The sequence below is a fragment of the Rhizobium etli CFN 42 genome (genome assembly GCF_000092045.1).
Lineage (GTDB): Bacteria > Pseudomonadota > Alphaproteobacteria > Rhizobiales > Rhizobiaceae > Rhizobium > Rhizobium etli.
The window spans coordinates 2780356-2798275 of the sequence record NC_007761.1; the positions used below are offsets into that span (position 1 = coordinate 2780356).

18 protein-coding genes and 1 pseudogene are annotated in these 17920 nt (G+C 63.9%); 7 read left to right on the plus strand and 12 right to left on the minus strand.

Going from position 1 to position 17920, the window contains the following annotated elements; translation table 11 throughout:
- Positions 1-129 precede the first annotated feature (129 nt).
- Positions 130-531 carry a response regulator gene (locus tag RHE_RS13650; protein WP_011425916.1) on the minus strand — a complete coding sequence of 134 codons (402 nt, stop codon included), beginning with the start codon at positions 529-531 and terminating at the stop codon, positions 130-132.
- A gap of 10 nt (positions 532-541) precedes the next feature.
- A complete protein-coding gene (locus tag RHE_RS13655; protein WP_011425917.1) occupies positions 542-2284 on the minus strand; it encodes a sensor histidine kinase in 1743 nt (580 codons plus the stop codon).
- Between the two features lie 95 nt (positions 2285-2379).
- On the opposite strand from RHE_RS13655, the pseudogene RHE_RS13660 reads away from it, so the two are divergent.
- Positions 2380-2727: pseudogene (locus tag RHE_RS13660) on the plus strand (N-acetyltransferase family protein); the annotation flags it as partial.
- Positions 2728-2823: 96 nt separating this feature from the next.
- Here RHE_RS13660 and RHE_RS13665 read toward each other — a convergent pair.
- Together RHE_RS13665 and RHE_RS13670 are read right to left on the minus strand one after the other, a co-directional pair.
- Positions 2824-3453 (minus strand): Vgb family protein, encoded by a 630-nt coding sequence (locus tag RHE_RS13665; protein WP_011425919.1) that lies wholly within the window; start codon positions 3451-3453, stop codon positions 2824-2826.
- A gap of 27 nt (positions 3454-3480) precedes the next feature.
- Positions 3481-4701 carry a hypothetical protein gene (locus RHE_RS13670; protein ID WP_011425920.1) on the minus strand — a complete coding sequence of 407 codons (1221 nt, stop codon included), beginning with the start codon at positions 4699-4701 and terminating at the stop codon, positions 3481-3483.
- Positions 4702-4816: 115 nt separating this feature from the next.
- Between RHE_RS13670 and RHE_RS13675 the strand changes: the two genes are divergently transcribed.
- Both RHE_RS13675 and RHE_RS13680 read left to right on the plus strand, forming a co-directional pair.
- Entirely contained in the window at positions 4817-5614 is a 798-nt protein-coding gene (locus RHE_RS13675; RefSeq protein WP_011425921.1) for a DUF899 domain-containing protein, read from the plus strand.
- A gap of 5 nt (positions 5615-5619) precedes the next feature.
- Positions 5620-5949: a hypothetical protein gene (locus tag RHE_RS13680; RefSeq protein ID WP_011425922.1), complete on the plus strand. Its 330-nt coding sequence runs from the start codon at positions 5620-5622 to the stop codon at positions 5947-5949.
- A gap of 92 nt (positions 5950-6041) precedes the next feature.
- Here the strand turns inward: RHE_RS13680 and RHE_RS13685 are convergent, their stop codons facing one another.
- Positions 6042-7049, minus strand: a complete 1008-nt coding sequence (locus tag RHE_RS13685) for an SDR family oxidoreductase (protein WP_011425923.1) — start codon at positions 7047-7049, stop codon at positions 6042-6044.
- Between the two features lie 281 nt (positions 7050-7330).
- On the opposite strand from RHE_RS13685, the gene RHE_RS13690 reads away from it, so the two are divergent.
- Together RHE_RS13690 and RHE_RS13695 are read left to right on the plus strand one after the other, a co-directional pair.
- Positions 7331-8353: an LLM class flavin-dependent oxidoreductase gene (locus RHE_RS13690; RefSeq protein WP_011425924.1), complete on the plus strand. Its 1023-nt coding sequence runs from the start codon at positions 7331-7333 to the stop codon at positions 8351-8353.
- A 187-nt stretch (positions 8354-8540) separates the two neighbouring features.
- Positions 8541-9497: a LysR family transcriptional regulator gene (locus RHE_RS13695; protein WP_042118706.1), complete on the plus strand. Its 957-nt coding sequence runs from the start codon at positions 8541-8543 to the stop codon at positions 9495-9497.
- Here RHE_RS13695 and RHE_RS13700 read toward each other — a convergent pair.
- Entirely contained in the window at positions 9460-10698 is a 1239-nt protein-coding gene (locus RHE_RS13700) for an MFS transporter (RefSeq protein ID WP_011425926.1), read from the minus strand. The two genes, RHE_RS13695 and RHE_RS13700, sit on opposite strands and share 38 nt — an antisense overlap.
- Positions 10695-11345, minus strand: coding sequence for an ArsR/SmtB family transcription factor (locus RHE_RS13705; protein ID WP_011425927.1), 651 nt, complete (start codon positions 11343-11345; stop codon positions 10695-10697). Before RHE_RS13705 ends, RHE_RS13700 begins: the two co-directional genes overlap by 4 nt.
- Positions 11346-11501: 156 nt before the next feature.
- Here RHE_RS13705 and RHE_RS13710 point away from each other — a divergent pair, with 156 nt between their 5' ends.
- Complete coding sequence (locus tag RHE_RS13710) at positions 11502-12185, plus strand: class I SAM-dependent methyltransferase (RefSeq protein WP_011425928.1); 684 nt, start codon at positions 11502-11504, stop codon at positions 12183-12185.
- Here the strand turns inward: RHE_RS13710 and RHE_RS13715 are convergent.
- From RHE_RS13715 to RHE_RS13735, 5 genes are all read right to left on the minus strand, one after another.
- Positions 12166-12978 carry an ABC transporter ATP-binding protein gene (locus RHE_RS13715; RefSeq protein WP_011425929.1) on the minus strand — a complete coding sequence of 271 codons (813 nt, stop codon included), beginning with the start codon at positions 12976-12978 and terminating at the stop codon, positions 12166-12168. The two genes, RHE_RS13710 and RHE_RS13715, sit on opposite strands and share 20 nt — an antisense overlap.
- Before the next feature lie 7 nt (positions 12979-12985).
- The gene (locus RHE_RS13720) at positions 12986-13978 is read right to left on the minus strand and encodes a FecCD family ABC transporter permease (protein WP_011425930.1); all 993 of its coding nucleotides are present in this window, start codon (positions 13976-13978) and stop codon (positions 12986-12988) included.
- A 41-nt stretch (positions 13979-14019) separates the two neighbouring features.
- Positions 14020-15024, minus strand: a complete 1005-nt coding sequence (locus RHE_RS13725) for a FecCD family ABC transporter permease (protein ID WP_011425931.1) — start codon at positions 15022-15024, stop codon at positions 14020-14022.
- Positions 15025-15043: 19 nt separating this feature from the next.
- The gene (locus RHE_RS13730) at positions 15044-16012 is read right to left on the minus strand and encodes an ABC transporter substrate-binding protein (RefSeq protein ID WP_011425932.1); all 969 of its coding nucleotides are present in this window, start codon (positions 16010-16012) and stop codon (positions 15044-15046) included.
- A gap of 103 nt (positions 16013-16115) precedes the next feature.
- The gene (locus tag RHE_RS13735; RefSeq protein ID WP_011425933.1) at positions 16116-17213 is read right to left on the minus strand and encodes an adenylate/guanylate cyclase domain-containing protein; all 1098 of its coding nucleotides are present in this window, start codon (positions 17211-17213) and stop codon (positions 16116-16118) included.
- 450 nt (positions 17214-17663) lie between these two features.
- On the opposite strand from RHE_RS13735, the gene RHE_RS13740 reads away from it, so the two are divergent.
- Positions 17664-17888: an alpha-amylase family protein gene (locus tag RHE_RS13740; protein ID WP_020921685.1), complete on the plus strand. Its 225-nt coding sequence runs from the start codon at positions 17664-17666 to the stop codon at positions 17886-17888.
- The last annotated feature ends 32 nt before the right edge of the window (positions 17889-17920 follow it).

The window sequence follows — 17920 nt, forward strand, 5'->3', positions numbered from 1 at the left end:
TTGCGGGACCTTTGATGGTCTGGCCCCCAACCTCCCCCCATTCCTGTGACGAGCACAGGAATGGGAGGAGGAAAAGGTAAGCGCAAAGCCACGGTGGAGCGAGCTGCAGAGCACCTCACCACCATCTTACTAAAACGACCGATTGAGCGCCTTATCGTTCTCGAGCCGCGTCACACAGCCCTCCAGCTTAGCGAGCAGCAGGTCAAAGTCGAGCGGCTTGGTTAGATAATCCGCAGCACCGGCCCGCAGGCCGGCGAGCGTGTTTTCCCGATCTGTTAGCGCCGTCAGCATGATGAAGGGAATGTTGGAGAGCTCCGGGTGATTGATCTGGATTTCCGCCAGAAGCTGGTGCCCATCCATGACAGGCATGGAAATGTCGCTGATGACGATATCAGGCCATTTCGACAGGATCATTTCCAGGCCCTCTGCGCCGTTCGAGGCCTCGAACGTCCTGTATCCGGCGTCGCTCAACTCTTCGACGAGGAGATTCCGGATCTCGACTTCGTCTTCTATGCACAGGACTGTAACCATAAGCTCTTCCTTAAGCTGCGACTTGTTGATCCGACAATAGAAACTCTATTGGCAGAGAAATGGTGAATGTTGTGCCTTTGCCAAGCTCACTCGTCACCTCGACGGTGCCGCCGTGCAGCTCGATAATCTGCTTGACGACGTTCAGACCAATGCCGGTTCCGGCGATACCCGTCGCGCTGCGGGCGCGATAATAAGGTTGAAACAGTTTCGGCAGATCATCCGCATCCATGCCGATGCCGCTATCGGCAAAGGCGATTTCCACCAGTTTCGCGTCAACCCGGGCGTGAACATAAATGTCGGGCGCATCGGGCGAATATTTGACGGCGTTCGAAATCAGATTGGTGAAGACCTGCTCCATCGCGCTTCGATCGAAGGTCAATACGTCAGGTATGAGATCGAGATCGAGATGGAAGATATGCGAAGGGCTGAACTCGCGCTGTCGACTGCAGCAGGTGATGAGCAAGGCTTTCAGATCATCTTCGCTCCGTTTCAGTATGATCTGTCCGGTTTCGAGCCGGCCGCTCGCAAGGATGCTCTCCATGAGATCGACCATGCGCATCACCGCGCTGCGGATCACTCCGGCCTTTTCGTGAACATACTCGCCGCTGACGTTGGTCGTAGAGCGGCAGAGCCGCTGGGCGGCTGCGTCGATGATAGCGAGCGGCGTTCGAAATTCGTGCGAGGCCATGGCGACGAACCGGCGCTGTAGCGCATTCACCTGGCGCTCGTGCACCAGCAGGCGATCCAGCTCTTCCCTTTGTCGTTCGATCTCGGCCGTTCGGTCCGCCACCATCTCTTCCAGATGGTTGCGGTGGTGCGTGATCTCGGCCTGACTGTCCAGCAGAATCAGCGAAGTGCGATGCAATCCCCGTCCGAGCCAGAACACCGCAGCGATCAACAGGGCAAGGCAGCCGAGCCCCGCCGGCGCTATCTGCTGAAGCAGCATGAAGCCCGGCCGGATCGGCTGCCACACCAGATAGCCGATCACCCCACAGTCATAAGACGAGACAGGCACTTGCGCCCGCTCGTCGTCACCCTTCGAAGGGGAAAAATGCAACCCTTCGAGCCGCGCATAATGGGCGATGCTTTCAGCCGCTTTTCCGTCGATGAACTTGACCGAGACGGCGATGAACTCCTGACCCGCTTCGATTTGCATCCTTGTCGAACTCGGCAGAATGGGGCGCGCGCTTGTTATCGCCGGTCTGTTGCCAATCAGGATCGTACGTACCCTGGCCAGCTGGCCAAGCGGTTCGCCACCGGTCCTTTTGCGCTCGACGAGAGCCACCCGAGCCTCGCCCGCCAGCGCCGTCATTTCCTCGCCATCGTCGCTTCCGAGGCGCGGTGGCATAGTGTCCGTCCCGTCGCGGAATGCAAACAGCAGGCGATTGGTATCGTCGAAGATGTAGGTCCTATCGTGTCCAAAATATTGACTCGTCCAGCGGCCGACGTTGTCAAGCAACCATTCATGGTTCCGCTGCTTGGAATAAAGGAAGGCGTCGTCCCATTTCGTGACGCTTTCCTGTTCCCGGGGAAGTGCCTTGATCTGCTCATCCAGTCCTTGTCGCACAAAGTCGGCCTGGCGGCGTAAGTAGAGATCATCGACCTTCACGGCGGCAAGCCACGCAAATCCACACAGCAGCACGGCCGCCGCACAGGTGAGCGCCACCAGAACGAGCGTGATGTGCGATGTGAGCCTTACCTTCAATACTCGCAACCCTTTGATGGCGCCCGTTCCCTCGAAATTGACACGCAAAGGTTGACGGAGGATGAATTATGCGCTTCGGTGCGGGTCTGCGGCACGTCTGTCTTGAATATCTCGCTGTCTGCGAAGGAGACCTTGTGGCCGCAATGACACCCAAAACGTCAGGCATCAGCGTCGAACCGATCACTGCTGCGCATATCGACAGTTTTCATCGCGCCCTCGACCTGGTCGCGCGAGAGAAAAAATACCTGTCCATGCTGGAAGCCACGCCCCTGCTGCAGACGCGTGCGTTCGTGACGGGCATGATCGCAAAAGGCAATCCGCAATTCGTTGCTGTGATAGGCGAAGAGGTCGTCGGCTGGTGCGATATCAGCCGGCATTTCTTCCCGTCCCATGCTCATCGCGGCAAACTCGGCATGGGAATTCTTCCCACCTATCGCGGCCAGGCTCTCGGGCGGAAGCTCATATCGCGCGAAAGCTCCAAGAGAGCCTCATCCTGAGGTGCCCCGCAAGGGGCCTCGAAGGACGAGGCGGGTGCTTTGACGCCGGCTTCTTGCAGGGAGCAGCACCCGCACCCGGCGGCGCAGCGCTCATGGCCGGCGCACGGCGCGAATCTTGCCGCTGTTGCCTCCGCCACAGAAGAAGCAGCCGCCGCCGTCGGATTCGAGGCCGGAGACGCCGGCGCCTTCGGGCATGTCGAGCCGCTCCAGCACCTCGCCCGTCTGTGGATCGATGCGTCTGACGTCGCTGTCGTCGCCTTCCCAGGTGCCGTGCCAGAGCTGGCCATCGACCCAGGTGACGCCTGTCACGACCCGGTTGGATTCGATGGTGCGCAGGATCTTGCCGGTTTCGGGATCGATCTGATGGATTCTGCGGCCGCGATGCTGGCCGACCCAGAGCGTGCCCTCGGCCCAGGCAAGGCCGGAATCGCCGCCGTTGCCGGGGGCCGGGATGGTGGAAAGAATCTGGCCGGTCTTCGGGTCGATCTTGTGAATGACGTCCTCGGCGATTTGATAGAGGAATTCGCCGTCGAAAGCCGTGCCGGCGTGGGAGGCGACCTCGATCGACCGCACCACCTCGCCGCTGTCGGGATCGAGCGCGTTCAGCCTGTCGCCTGAGGCGAACCAGATATGCCGCCCGTCGAAGGTGACGCCGTGAACGCGCTCCGCACCGGGAAAGGGTCCGTATTCACGCAGAATGGTCGCAGCCGATGTCTTCATGTCTTCCTCCTTATCGGTTGACCCATACTAGTCGCTCGGTAGCGGTCCCGGGAGTAACAAGATCGTCGGGAAAGAGGAGAGCGGCGGGCTCATCCAGCGGCGCGCCCGGCCGCGTCCGATCGCTTGCACCTTCTCCTCGCCGGCGAGCGCATCCAGCGCCCGCTGCACAGTGCGCGGACTGGTGCCGAGCGCGATCGCCAGCGCCGAACTCGACCACGCTTCGCCATCGGCGAGGAAGGCGAGTACAGCCGCATGCGGCCCTTCGACGAGCGGGGCAAGCACTGCAGCCTCAGCAGCGCCGGCAGGGCAAAGGGCAAAGCCGCGCTTGGTAGCCGAGACTTCCGCCAGCCCGGCTAATTCCGCGCGCAGCCGGCCGATCTCGACGCGCAGCCGGGCGCGATGCGATTCATCGGCATGCTTGCCGCGGAAGGCGCGTGCAATCAGCGCGCCCCGCGACACATCCGCCGGCCAAGCTTCGGCAAGCGCACGAGCGAGCGCGAAAAGCACAGGCCGGCTCGCGAGCGACACCATCGCGCCGGCGGCGCGCACGACATGGCGGCAGGCGTCAACGACGAGCGTGCCGCCGGAAAAGAGCGCCTCCACCTCGGCAAGCAGCAGCGGGCGCTCGTTGCCGCGCAGAACCATCCGCGCCGCCGGCATACTGAGCACATGTCCAGCGGTTTCGACTTCCGCCATCAGCACAGGCATGTCGGCCCGCCGCGCCGCAAGCTGTGCGCGGTCGAGTGCGGCGCGTGCCGCATGCGTGCGCAGGCGCCGAACGGCGATCCCAACCGCAACAAGCTCATGGGCGGCCCGCAAGGTCGGCGGCAGCGGCGTCGGGTCGAGCGCGGCCAGCGCCTGCTCGGCTTCGTCAAGGCGGCCGATCAGCACCAGCCGGCGAATGGCGATATTGCCGGCATGGGCAGCGTTGACCCGGTCGCCATGCGCTTCCAGAACCTTGCGCGCCGCCTCCAGCGTCTTCGGCGGCCAGGTGAGATCGCGCGAGACGAGCGCGATCTCGGCCTCGGCGACGACACAGCGGGCGCGGGCCACCGCCTCCCGCGGTCCGAAAGCGCGTGCGGCACTTTTCAGCAGCGCCTTGGCGCGAATGAGGTCACCGAGCTGCGCCATGGCGATGCCGCGTAGCGCCAACGCCGGCGCATCGTCGCGCAGCGCCACCCGTTTCAGTGCGCCAAGCGTGTCGCCAGATGCCAGCGCCTGCGCAGCAGCCGTAATTAGCGAGTCCATTCAAATCCCGTCACACTTGTCACTCCCGGCGTTTGTCCCTCCGGCCGTAATCTTCGCTCAACGGCAGGCAACCGAGCCAGATGCTACGACGAGACACAGGCAAAGGAGAAGACCCATGACGGCAATGCTGAACGCAACCCGCGAGCAATGGCTGGCGGCGAGACTTGATCTGCTCGAGGAGGAAAAGGAACTGACGCGGCAAAGCGATGCGCTGGCGGCCAAACGCCAGCAATTGCCCCGTGTGAAAATCGACAAGGACTACCGCTTCGATACCGAAGGCGGCGGTGCTTCGCTGAAGGATCTGTTTGGCGGGCGTTCGCAGCTTCTGATCTACCACTTCATGTTCGGGCCGGATTACAGCGCCGGATGCCCCTCCTGCTCGTCGATCGCCGACGGCTTCAACGGCTTCTTCGTCCACCTGGCAAATCACGACGTCGCCTTCTGGACGGTCTCGCGCGCGCCGCTCGCAAAGCTGGAGGCCTTCAAGCGGCGCATGGACTGGAGCTTTTCCTGGGCCTCGTCGGCGGGCAGCGATTTCAACGCCGACTTCAGCGTCTGGTTCAGCCCGGAGCAGCAGCGTCTCGGCGAGATCGAATACAACTACCGTCGCGAACCGCCCGCCCCCGAACCGGCGGCGGGCAAGACAGTGCCGCAATGGCAGTCGCGCGACAGCGACGAACCCATCGTCCAGATCGCTACGATGACCGGCACCGACGTTCCCACCTATACCCGCGACCGCCCGGGCGTCAGCGCCTTCGAACTCATCGACGGCGGCGTCTACCACAGCTATTCCAGCTATGCGCGCGGGCTCGACGGGCTCTGGGGCATGTACCAATGGCTGGACCGCGCGCCGAAGGGTCGCAACGAAGCCGGCATCTGGTGGCGGCACCACGACCGCTATGGCAAGGAGTGACTGTCATGGCACTCTTCGCTCACGTCCCGAAACGGGCTGACGCCAGCCCCTCCCTCGACACAGACAACTGGCTGTCGCTCGCCGCCGCTGCTGACGAACCCGCCGGCGAGCCGGCCAAAGCCGCTCTCGCCGCCGATTTTCTGTCTCTCGCCGCCGCCCCGACCTTAGCGATCATGGCGCTGCTGACGGCCGCAACCGGCAGCGCCGACGTGATCTGCACCACCACGCCCGATACCTTCCCGCTGACCGGAATGGTGCCGATGTACCTGCTGATGACTGGCTTCCACCTGGCTCCGTGGCTACGCCTTGTTAGTGGGGGCATGAAGCGATGGTGATGGTCTTGCCTGTGCTCGTCACACGAACGGAGGAGAGGGCGTGCCACACGGCATGCCATACAAACCTCCAGCATCTGCGCCATCCAACCCGGCTACCAGAACCGGTGCCGGCTATCCAACGCCAGCCGCCGGCGTGGGTACGTCCTCGGCGCAGCGGCGCCGATCGCCAGCACAGCAACCGCGATGAGACCGAGGAGGAGCGGCGCCGAATACCTGTGCCGCGATCGGAGCCCGCCATCGATCCGGGCGGCGTCGGTCGAGGGCCAGTAGAGATTGCCGTCGCTTTCGGCGGCGCGCGGCGCCCGCTTGAAATAGGCGGCCATCAGCCGGCCGAGAGCCCTGGCGGCAAGATTGGGTCCCAGCAGATGGGCAAGCCGCGTCGCAGTGGTGACCACGCCGACCGTGGTGGTGGCGCGCGGCGACCTGGCGACGCCGACGATCGCCTCTGCGACGCGGCGCGCATTGAGAACCGGCGGCGGCGCGGTGACCTGGCGGCCGATATAATTGGCGCCATGGCTGAGGCCCGGTGTATCGACAAAGGCGGGATAGACGTCGCATATGTGAATGCACGGCTTGTCGGCCACCTCCGGCCGCAGTGCTTCGGAGAAGCCGCGCAGGCCGAACTTGCTGGCGCTATAAGCCGCCGCGAATGGCGCCGCCGCAAAGCCACCGAGCGAGATCATGTTGATGAAGACACCCCTGCCCTGCTTCAGGAAGATCGGCAGCACCGCGTGAGCATCGTTCATGTGGCCGAGCAGATTGGTGCGGATGATCTGCTCATGCGCCTCAATCGGCGTCTCCTCGAACCGACCGATCGCCCCGACGCCGACATTGCTCACCCAGACGTCGACGTCGCCGAGCGTCTTCGCCTTGTCGGCCAGCGCCCGCACGGCAGCAGGCTCTGTGACGTCGGTGACAACGGATATCGCCTCCGCACCGAGGCCTCTGCACGTTTCCGCAACTTTTTCCAAAGCCTCGCCGTTACGAGCGGCCAGCACCAGCCTGCTTCCGCGCCGCGCGAATGCTTCGGCAGTGGCCTGGCCGATGCCGCTCGATGCTCCCGTGATGACGACCACCGCATTTTCGAGATTGATAGACATCGTTCCGCCTCTCTGTCCTAGGGAAAGCCGGCGCCACAGCAGCGCATCATCAAAACACCTTCGTGAAAGCGGAGTTCCCGAACGACCATCGCTCCTTGCGTATCCGCGCGCCGGTCCGGGAAATGCGACTCATTTCCCGACATTTACGAGCGTTGCCTCGCGTCCCGCTTCAGCAAGCGCCTCCGGCCAAGCGCGCCATTCCATTCCGGTTGTGATTGTCTTGCCCACCGAAACTATGCGATGACCGATCCATCATGAGATGCAACGGATAAAGGCGCGGCATGAAGAAGATCGGTTTTCTCTCGTTCGGGCACTGGACGCCCTCGCCTCAATCGCAGACGCGTTCGGCGGGCGATGCGCTGCTGCAGTCGATCGACCTTGCCGTGGCGGCCGAGGAGCTCGGCGCCGATGGCGCTTATTTCCGCGTGCACCATTTCGCCCGGCAGCTCGCCGCCCCCTTCCCGCTGCTTGCCGCCGTCGGCGCCAAGACCAGCCGGATCGAGATCGGCACCGCGGTCATCGACATGCGCTACGAGAACCCGCTCTATATGGCCGAGGATGCCGGTGCTGCCGATCTCATCGCCGGAGGGCGGCTGCAACTCGGCATCAGCCGCGGCTCGCCTGAACAGGTGATCGACGGCTGGCGTCATTTCGGCTATGCGCCGCCGGAAGGTCAGAGCGAGGCCGAGATGGCCAGGCATCATGCCGAAGTTTTCCTCGAAGTGCTGCGCGGCGAAGGCTTCGCCAAACCGAACCCGCGCCCGATGTTTCCGAATCCGCCCGGCCTGCTGCGTCTCGAGCCGCATTCGGAGGGCCTGCGCGAGCGCATCTGGTGGGGGGCGAGCTCCAACGCCACCGCCGTCTGGGCAGCCAAGCTCGGCATGAACCTGCAGAGCTCGACGCTGAAGGACGACGAGACCGGCGAGCCGTTCCACGTCCAGCAGGCCGACCAGATCCGCGCCTATCGCGACGCCTGGAAGGAAGCCGGCCACACGCGTCGGCCGCGCGTCTCGGTCAGCCGCAGCATCTTCGCGCTGGTAGACGAACGTGACCGCGCCTATTTCGGCTACGGCAACGACGAGGGCGACAAGATCGGATTCATCGACGAGAAGACCCGGGCGATCTTCGGCCGCAGCTACGCCGCCGAACCTGACGTGCTCATCAAGCAGCTTGCGGAAGACGAGGCGATTGCCGAGGCCGACACGCTGCTGCTCACCGTGCCCAACCAACTCGGCGTCGCCTACAACGCCCACGTCATCGAAGCGATCCTCACTCACGTCGCTCCCGCGCTCGGCTGGCGCTGACGGCGAGGCTTGTTGGCGCGAGCCTTCGATTTGGGCGGTGGTGACGCGAAACGGCAGCTGTCGCCGACCACCATCATTTCGATGCGCCCGGGACCTAAGTGGCGCGGCCGACGTTGATGGTGCGAGCCTTGAATCGGTCACATCGCGACCGAGTTAAGGCTGCAGTTGAATCGCTCGAGTTGCCTTCATGCCGCGCACGAACCTGAACGATATCCTGATCTTCATGGCCGTCGTCGATGCCGGAAGCTTTATCGCCGGCGGCCAGGCCATGGGCCTCTCTCGTTCGGCAGCCGGAAAGGCTGTTACTCGCCTGGAAGAGCGGCTCGGCGCGCGCCTGCTCAACCGTACGACGAGGACACTGAGCCTGACCGATGAAGGACGAGTGTTCTACGATCACGGGCTGCAAATCCTGACATCGGTCGACGAGGCGGAGGCGAGCATTGCCGGGCAAAGCGGTGTGCCGCGAGGCGTTCTCAGGCTCGCCGTACCCGATGTCTTCGGACCGCTTGTCGGGCTCCCTTTGCTCGACAAATATCTTCGCACCTGGCCCGACGTGCAGGTCGAAGTGAGCCTCACCGATCGCCCGGCCGAGCTTCTCGACAATGGCTTCGATGTGGCGATCGGATTTGGCGCAACGCCGTCTGCGGCCGACAGCCGATTGATCACGCGCGTCATCGGCAGTGACAAGGTGCTGCTCTGCGCCTCGCCCTCCTACCTCGCCGAACGCGGCGTTCCGCGCGAGATAGCGGATCTCGCCGCCCATGATTGCCTGTTCTTCACCAGTCGCGGGCAAAGGCAGGCCTGGCGCTTTCGCAGCGGCGGCGGCTGGATCAAGGCACAGGGGCGCAGCCGCCTGAGGCTCGACAGCGGTCAAGCCGTCCGCGATGCCGCCCTGGCCGGCCTCGGAATCGCGCTTCTGCCGGACTTCCTCATTGCCGCCGATTTGACCGCCGGCCGTCTCCGGCAAGTCCTCCCTGATCTAGAAACCGACGACACGAAGATCGTGGCGCTTTACTCCGACAAAGGCGTGCTGGAGCCGCGCGTCCGCTGCTTCATCGATCTGTTGCTCGAGGAAATCGGAGGTCAAGGCCAGGGTCTGCGCGGGCTCACGCCACAGCCTTATCAAAACCGCGAAAGCTCTTGAGCGCTAGCGGAGAGAGGGTCGCGGCGAGATAGGCGAGCCCACCGAGGAGCATCGCTGCGCCAAGCCCGGTCGTGCTGATCAGCGCGCCGCCGACGAGGCCGCCGAAGGGGATGAGGGCAAAGCAGAGGGCGGCGTTCATCGCGGTAACGCGCCCGGTCAGCGGCTTGGGAATGCGCTCGAAGATCACTGCCGACAGGATAGGGTTGAGGAAACCGGAGGCAAAGCCGGCGATTGCGAGCGTCGGAAAGATGGAGCCGAGCCGCGCATCCACCGCGAGCACCACAAAGCGTGGGCATCCGGTCAAGAGGAAGGCCACGGTATAGACGATCAGACGCGGCATGCGCTCGCCGATAACAGCGGCAATCGCCGCACCCGCGATCGAAGCGCCGGAGAAGGCGGCGAACAGCGCTCCGAGCAGCTCCGGCCCATGACCGGCGTTCTTCGTCCAGACGGGCAGCAGCACGGCGTAATAGGCCTGATCGAGCAGATTGGTGATCGCCACCATCGTGACAATGCTGACGAGCACGGCATCGCTGCGCAGAAAGCGCCAGCCTTCCCGGAGATCGTCGAGATAGGAAGACAGGTTGCCCGACGGAGCGTCGGGCGCGACGGGCCGCTCGGGAGCGCGCCGCATGCCGGGTATGCCGGTCGCGACGACCAGCGCTGCGCCGGCGAAGGTGGCGGTGTTGACGAGGAGCGCCTGACCCGGGCCTATCAACCCGATCAATGCGCCGGCGCCGGCAGCGCCCACCGTTGAGGCCAGCCGTTCGATGGCGCTGGAGACGCCGGTCACCCGTTCGAGCGGCACGGCTGCCAGCGCAGCGATATCGGGAACCATCGCTTGCTTGGCGGCATCGGAAGGCCCCCGCAGCACGCCCATGACAAAAACGACGGGCAGCAGCACCGGCACGGTCAGCATGCCGAAGAGATCGAGAAGCGGCACCAGCCCGACCGCGATTACGGAGGCCGTGTCGCAGATGATGGCGATGCGCTTGGCGCCGATGCGGTCGATCAGCGGCCCGCCGAGCGCCTTGGCGAGCACATAGGGCAGCATCTCCATCAGCGCCGTCAGCCCGGTGAGTACAGGGCTGCCCGTGGCGCTCAGCACCAGCCAGGGAATGGCGATGGTCGATAGCCGGGTGCCGGAAAGCGAAAGCGTCTCTGCGGCGGCAAGCGCCAGGAAAGGCTTGCCCTTTCTCACGGCTCGTCCTCTCGCTCGCGGTGCGGCAGGCGGCCCGGAAAGGGGAAAGCGTGCAGCATGACATAGAAAGGAACCATGTCAGGATTCCCGGACGCGGCCTCCCCCAGTGGTGGGGCGGCCCGCATGGCTTCCAGGATGATATCGCTCAGCCGTTTCGTCAGGGCCTCGGCCTGTTCCGCCGTCATCGGGATGATGATGTCGTCGGCCGCCGTCGCCCTGCGCCATTCCGCTGGGAGCTCGGCATATTCCTCCAGCGCCTGCTGCATCTGGCCGACCTGCAGCGAGAGGGCCGCCTGGTTGAAGGCCATGTCGAGATCGAGCGCCTCGCCTTCGGCTTCGGTCGGGGGAACCGAGGTCAGCTCATGGCTGGCGCGCCACCAGCGGTCGCGCCGGGAGGCATGCGGTGCTTCCTCGATGAAACCGTATTGGGCGAGCTGGCGCAGATGATAGCTCGTCGCGCCGCTGTTGAGGCCGAGCCGGACGGCGAGCTGCGTCGCGGTGGCGGGGCCGTCGAGCCTCAGCATGCCGAGCATGCGCAGCCGGACGGGGTGGGCCAGCGCCTTCAGCGCGGACGGTTCGGGCACGACACGGCTGACGGTACGCGAGGCAACAGCATCTGCGGCAGGTTCGGAGTTCTGCTCTTTCATGACCTCATTATATAATTGCAAACAAATCTTTGCAAAGATTTCTTTGTAAAATTATTCGACTTTCGAAAGACCCTTGAAAACCAGCGTCGGCCCTAGCCAAGCACCATCACGCGCCCTAAGACCATCGCCACGATCCGCATGAAACGAGGGCAAGGAATGGCTGAGGAAGCGCAGAAAAACATCGGTACGTGGTACATCGACCCCGATGCCGAAGACAGGATGGCCGATGGACATGCGCCCATCTGGCGCCACCTAATCGATCTCATGCTGGAGCGCGACCTCTCCGACAAAAGCGTGCTCGATTTCGGCTGCAATCAGGGCGGCCTGCTGCGCCATCTCTATGCGATCCGCCCGTTCCGCAAGGCGCTCGGCATCGACATCGCCGAAACCTCCATTGCCAAGGCCGAGACGCTGAAAGGTAATCTGCCGATCCAGCATCAGGTCGGCAGCAGGCTGGAGGGCTGGAGCGACGAATTTGACCTCGCCGTCAGCCATGAGGTCATCTATCTCATTCCTGATATCGACGCACACGCCGCCGATATCCGCCAGGCGCTGAAGCCGGGCGGCGTCTATTATGCGGTGACCGGCTGCCACACGGATAATCCGCTCTGGCCGAGATGGCGCGAGCTCGTCGCCAACCGCACCAACACCGTCGTTCAGGATCGGTCGATCACCGATTACGGCCGCGCCTTCGAAAAGGCAGGCTTCGACGTCTCCGCCCGCAAGCTCGAATATGAGGGTTTCATACCCTTCGTCGCGGATGGCTGGACGCCTGATTTCGCCGATGCGCTGGACTATTACACCCAGACGAAGATCGTCTTCAGGCTGGTGAAGCGCTAGACGCTGCCGGCTGAAGCCGCATCAGCTCCGCATCGAAATGCGGTGGATTGTTCGGAGCGACCTGGACGAAACGACCCCTGACGCGGAAGATGTCCTGGACGAGGTTGCGCTCGGCAAGCTCGCGTGGCTCGCCGTCGAATCTGAGCTGCCCCTTTTCGAGCAGCGAGATGCGGTCGCTGACGGCGATCGCCTGGTTGATATCGTGGATTGCCATGACGATCGTCACGCCCTTCTCGCGGCTCAGCCGATGCACGAGATCGAGCACCTCAACCTGATAGCCGATATCGAGGAAGGAGGTCGGCTCATCGAGCAGCAGGATCTCCGCTTCCTGCGCGAGGGCGGCCGATATCCAGGCCCTTTGCCGTTCGCCGCCGGACAGTTCCCGCAGGCTGCGGTCGGCGAGCCCCGACAGGCCGGTGCTTTTGAGCGCCCATTCGATCGCGTCTTCGTCACGGCTATCATAGGAGCGGAACAGGCCGACATGCGGATAGCGGCCCTGGCGCACGAGCTGGGTGATAGTCATTTCATCAGGCGCGGTCGGCTGCTGCGGCAAGAAGGCGAGCCTCTTTGCCAGCATGCGGCGGGACATGGAAGCGATGGCAACGCCATCCAGCGACGCCTTGCCCCCGGCCGGCCGGATCAGTCCTGCCAGCGCATGCAGCGCCGTGCTCTTGCCCGAGCCGTTCGGTCCGATCAGCGCCCGGATCTCGCCCTTTTCGAGCGAAAGGCTGAAGCCGTTAAGGGCCTTTCGCTGGCCGTACATCACCGAAAGATCGGAACAGGACAATGGCATTTCGGCCTCACATGGTTTTGCGCAGCAGCGCGAGCAGAAGCGGCACGCCGAAAACGGCCGTGACCACGCCGATCGGGATTTCCTCGGCCTGGCCGAGCAGCCGGCCGATGAGATCGCCAAGCGTGACGATGACGGCGCCGAGCACGATCGTCAGCACAAGCGACAGCCTGAAATTCCGCCCCGCCAGGAAGCGGGCGAGATGCGGTACGATAAGGCCGACGAAGACGATCGGCCCGACCGCGCCGACGGCACTTGCCGCAAGCGCGCAGGAGACGATCAGCACGATCGAGAACTGCCTGCGATAGCCGAGCCCGAAGGATCGGGCGACGGGCGCATCGAACTGCAGCAGCATCAGCGGCCGGTGGATGACCGGCAGCATGGCGAGACAGGCAATGGTGAAGGGCAGCAGGAACAGCGCATGATCCCAGCTGCGGGCGTAGAGACTGCCGGACAGCCATTCGAGAATGATCTCGATGCGGGCCGATCCCCATCCGGCGATGAGGCCGATCGCCACCGCATGCAGCACCGCGCCGACCGCGACGCCGCAAAGCGTGATGCGCAGGGCGCTGAGGCCGAGACGGAAGGCAAGCAGATAGATGACGCCGCCGGCAAGCAGGCCGCCGGCAAGGCCCGCCGCCGGCAACCATGCCACCGGCAGTTCGGCCAGCGTGTTCGAGCCCGGCTCGAAAATATAGACGGTAAAGAGCAGGAAGATCGTCACCGACAGTGTCGCCCCTTGCGACACGCCCATCAGCGAGGGATCGGCCAGCGGGTTGCGGGTAATGGTCTGCAAGAGATATCCCGCCAGCGAAAAATGGATACCGGCCAGAATCCCGGTGGCGATGCGCGGCAGCCGGATATCGAGAATGATCAGCCGCGCTTCCGCCGAGCCGGCGCCGGTCAGTACCGCCGCGACGTCGCCCATGGGAATATCGGCAACGCCGAGGAAGATCGCCGCCGCAAGCGACAGGAGCGCCAATGCGGCAAGCGCAGCTATCATGCCGAGGCTTGCCGGGCCGGCCGATATCGATGTTGGCGCGCTCATCGCATCTCACCCGCAAGGCTCAGCCGTCCGCGTTGGACGAGATAGATGAAGATCGGGCCGCCAAACAATGCGGTGACGATGCCGACCGGCAGTTCACGCGGGATGGCGATGCTGCGCGCGAAAACATCGGCGACCGTCACGATCAGCGCGCCGAGAGCAGCACTCAATCCTATCTCCCATCCGGTGCCGCGTGGCTTCAGCAACCGGGCGATGTGGGGAGCGGCAAGACCGACGAAAGCCACCGGCCCGGCAATTGGCGCGACGCCCGCGACCGGAATGACGGCAAGAATGAGGATGAGTGGTTTCCACAGTCCGAGCTGCAGGCCCATGCCGGCCGCCGCATGATCGCTCAGCATGAACATGCCGATGACACGCCGCAGAAGGAGCGCCCCGACGACACCGGCGATCGTCCATGGCAGCATATAGAGGAGATGCGACCAAGTGCGCCCCTGGAAGCCGCCGGCAAGCCAGAAGAGCAGTGATGCCGATTGCGGCCCGGTCAAGAGCAGCACATAGGTGGTAATCGCGCCGAGAAACAGCGAGACGCTGACGCCGCCGAGCGCAAGCTGCAGCGGCCGTCCTTGCCCGCCGCGCGAAACCCAGAACGTCACCGAAGCCGCCGCAAGTCCACCGGCAAGGCCGATGAACGGATAATAGGCAGGCGAAAGCCAGGGCACGAAGACGAAGCAGCAGACGATCGGTGCGACCGACCCCGCGGTCACGCCGGTGATGCCGGGGTCGGCCAGCGGATTGCGCGTCAGCGTCTGCAGCACATAGCCGGAAACGGCAAGCCCCGCGCCGCCGGCAGCTGCCGCCAGGCTGCGCGGCAGGCGCAATGTCCAGATGAGAACGGATTCGAGCTTGCCGTCGGGCGCCAGCAGCACGCGAATCGCGGTCTCGACCGAGAGCGTCTTGGCGCCGACCAGCAGCCCGAGCATCGCCGCCAGCATGGCGGCGACGACGATGAGCCCTATGGCCAGGAATGATTGCCGAGGACTCATCGCGGGCCTGCCCTTGGGCTTAGTTCTGCAGTTCGGCTGGAATCAGCCTGACGGCTTCGGCCTTAACGTCGACGGCCGGGAACGTGTCGGGGTAGAGGTAGTGGGCTGCCTCGCGCAGCACGATTTCGCGAGCGATCGGGCCATTGGTCTCGACCCACTGGTCGCCGACATAGAAGACCCGGTTGTTCTTGACGGCCGACAGCTGCGACCAGATCGGGTTGCTTTCATGCGGCCGATCCGGGCCGGAATCATAGACGAAGATCACCTCCGGGTCCTTCTCCAGCATGGTCTCCAGGCTGAGGTCGATGCCGAACTCGCCGCCCGGGGTCTTCGGACCGGGAACATTGTCGCCGCCGATCGCAGCGACGATCGAGGCCGAGGTGTTTTCCGTGTGGAAGGCGAAAGGCGTTGCACCGCCCCACATGATCATGAAGCGCGGATGAACGTCTTTCGGCGCCTTGGCGGCGAACTCTGCAAGATGCTTGCGGAAATCGGCGTTCAGCTGCTCGCCGCGCTCGGGCCTGCCGAGCAGCTTGGAAAGGGCGGCGGTCTCGCTGTAGCTCTCTTCGAGCAGTTCCATGTTGTAGGCGACATACGGCGCGATGTTCTGAAGCTGCGCCGCATTGCCGGCCGTATAGCGGCGGATCGCGATGATCAGATCCGGCTTGGCTTCGGAGAGAAGTTCCAAATTGGGCTTGGCGCGCTGGCCGATCTGCTTCATCCCGGAGGTCAGGCCGAGCAGGAAATCGGGCTCGCGGCCTTTCGTCATATAGGTGCTGGCGACCGGCTTGATGCCGAGTGCCAGCGCGACGTCATCTGCGAAATAGGAAATCGAGGCAATGCGCTTCGGCTGTGCCGGGACTTCGACGGTGACGCCGCGGTCGTCGACGACCGAGACTTTCTTGCCGTCGTCGGCCTGCGCGGCCCCTGCCATGAGCATTGCGGACAGGCCTAGGGCCGAGAAAAATTTATGTGCGTATCGAGTCATATCTGAAAACTCCCCTCTGACGGGCAGAGGCTTTAGCCAAAAAAGCGGAGTTTAACAATCATGTTTTTGCCGCGGCTTTTGGGAAAAGATGGCACTGCAGGACTCAATCCTCAGCCAAAGTGAAGACGGCGCACGGCTCGGCGATGCCGCGCAGAGCGTGCTTGCCGAGCGGCATCAGCGCGGCCTCGGTATTCGCAGCCACCGCGCCTGAGATCAGCACGCTATGGCCGAGCGGCCTGCAGAGCCCCTCCAGCCGGCTGACCAGATTGACCGCCGGGCCGATGGCGGTGAAGTCAAGCCGGTCGGCGGCACCGATATTGCCCCAGAGGATTTCGCCAAAATGCAGGGCAGCGCCGAAGGGCAGCGGCGCCAGCCCCTCAGCCTCACGGATCCGATCGAGATGGACCATGCCGGCGCGGCTGGCGGCGACGGCCCGAAGCGCCGCCTCGCAAGCCTCTCGATCAGCCCGGGCCTCGTCACCGGAAGCGGCAGTGACGGGAAAAATCGCCAACACGCCGTCGCCGATGAATTTCAGCACCTCGCCACCGAAGGCGTGCACGGCGCCGGCAACGCGGTCGAAATAAGCATCGAGCGCTGATATCATCGCCTGCGGCTCCGTCACCTGAGAAAGCGCGGTGAAATCCCGCAAATCGGCGCAGAGAAGAGCGGCGCGAATGGTCTCACCGGTGCCACGGGCAAGCGCACCCGACTGAACCCGAGCCGCACTGCGCCGACCGAGATAGGCTTCCAGCAGTGCTGCCCGCGCCTCCCGCGCCGCAAGGGCTGCGAGCGGCGCGGCGGCAAAACGCGCGACCTCCTTCAGCCGCGCGGCTTCATCACGAGAAAATTCATCCGCCCCTGCCCCCTTGCCGATGCCCGCCCAGCCAAGCACGGCGCCGTCCTGAGAAGCTCCAACCCTCTCCTCCCAAACCGGCCCGAGCCCAACCAGCCATTCGCGCCCGCCATCGCTTTGAGGTGCGGCAGCAAATCCCAGCGCCTCGATGACGGCTCCGGTTTCGGCCCGCCACAGCCAGGTGCGCCGCGCGATGATCGGATGCGGCACCGAAAGTGTCAGCGCGCCGCCGGAAAGCGCTAGGCCATCGGCCAGCAGCCGGCGCCCGAGCTCGGCCAGAAACCGTTCGGGACCGGGCGAAGCCGCAGCCTCGTCAATCAGCCAGGCAATGGAGGAAGGCAGATCCATGGGTTAACATTGGCATTGCAACACGACGCGGGCAACCCCGGGACATCAGCCACGGACACTCCTGCGGCCTCTCAAGAGGGTCTCCGGTATCCGCCTGTTGGCAGCCAAAGCCCGAGATGTCACCCTCAGCCTTGTGCCGAGGATCTGCGACGATCCCGTTACGGATTTGAAAACAAAGGGGTTTCTGTCAAGCAATTGCCCTGGTCAGATGCTCGGCGCAAGACCAAGCATGAGGGAGGTGACTTTGCCGGCAAACAGAGGACACCGTGGGGGGATTTCCTGTCGGCACTTGCTCCCGCCGAGTCCCTCCGCGACCCTGTCAACCCCACCGCTCAACAACTCTGTGGAAAACCATTCACCGCGGTGGAAAAAAATCTGGAAAACACTTTTAAATTGCGCGACATCGATTCGATTATGTGCCAGATTGTCCTTAGCAATTGAGGGGTTGCGATGGGCACGACATACTGGCCGAAAGACCCGCTTGACGGGAATGACATGACGCTATTGACGTCGATCCTTCGGCGGTGGTGTGCGCGCTATGGGATCGAGTTTACGGCCGAGGAAAGCAAGCGGAAGGCGAAGGAACTCATCGAATGGTTCGAGTTCGGCGTCAAGGATCCGGCCGAGCTCGAAGAGCTGATCGACGGAAAGCACTGGCTCGTCAGCCGCATCTGAGCGCGGTATTTCAACAGATAAAGGCCGGGCGA

Excerpts from the sequence above, each read along its gene's own strand:
- RHE_RS13670 (WP_011425920.1), bottom strand. The coding sequence starts at position 4,701 with ATGGACTCGCTAATTACGGCTGCTGCGCAGGCGCTGGCATCTGGCGAC.
- RHE_RS13725 (WP_011425931.1), bottom strand. The coding sequence starts at position 15,024 with ATGAGTCCTCGGCAATCATTCCTGGCCATAGGGCTCATCGTCGTCGCC.
- RHE_RS13720 (WP_011425930.1), bottom strand. The coding sequence starts at position 13,978 with ATGATAGCTGCGCTTGCCGCATTGGCGCTCCTGTCGCTTGCGGCGGCG.
- RHE_RS13730 (WP_011425932.1), bottom strand. The coding sequence starts at position 16,012 with ATGACTCGATACGCACATAAATTTTTCTCGGCCCTAGGCCTGTCCGCA.
- RHE_RS13675 (WP_011425921.1), top strand. The coding sequence starts at position 4,817 with ATGACGGCAATGCTGAACGCAACCCGCGAGCAATGGCTGGCGGCGAGA.
- RHE_RS13705 (WP_011425927.1), bottom strand. The coding sequence starts at position 11,345 with ATGAAAGAGCAGAACTCCGAACCTGCCGCAGATGCTGTTGCCTCGCGT.
- RHE_RS13665 (WP_011425919.1), bottom strand. The coding sequence starts at position 3,453 with ATGAAGACATCGGCTGCGACCATTCTGCGTGAATACGGACCCTTTCCC.
- RHE_RS13740 (WP_020921685.1), top strand. The coding sequence starts at position 17,664 with ATGGGCACGACATACTGGCCGAAAGACCCGCTTGACGGGAATGACATG.
- RHE_RS13650 (WP_011425916.1), bottom strand. The coding sequence starts at position 531 with ATGGTTACAGTCCTGTGCATAGAAGACGAAGTCGAGATCCGGAATCTC.
- RHE_RS13685 (WP_011425923.1), bottom strand. The coding sequence starts at position 7,049 with ATGTCTATCAATCTCGAAAATGCGGTGGTCGTCATCACGGGAGCATCG.
- RHE_RS13715 (WP_011425929.1), bottom strand. The coding sequence starts at position 12,978 with ATGCCATTGTCCTGTTCCGATCTTTCGGTGATGTACGGCCAGCGAAAG.
- RHE_RS13680 (WP_011425922.1), top strand. The coding sequence starts at position 5,620 with ATGGCACTCTTCGCTCACGTCCCGAAACGGGCTGACGCCAGCCCCTCC.
- RHE_RS13695 (WP_042118706.1), top strand. The coding sequence starts at position 8,541 with ATGCCGCGCACGAACCTGAACGATATCCTGATCTTCATGGCCGTCGTC.
- RHE_RS13735 (WP_011425933.1), bottom strand. The coding sequence starts at position 17,213 with ATGGATCTGCCTTCCTCCATTGCCTGGCTGATTGACGAGGCTGCGGCT.
- RHE_RS13690 (WP_011425924.1), top strand. The coding sequence starts at position 7,331 with ATGAAGAAGATCGGTTTTCTCTCGTTCGGGCACTGGACGCCCTCGCCT.
- RHE_RS13710 (WP_011425928.1), top strand. The coding sequence starts at position 11,502 with ATGGCTGAGGAAGCGCAGAAAAACATCGGTACGTGGTACATCGACCCC.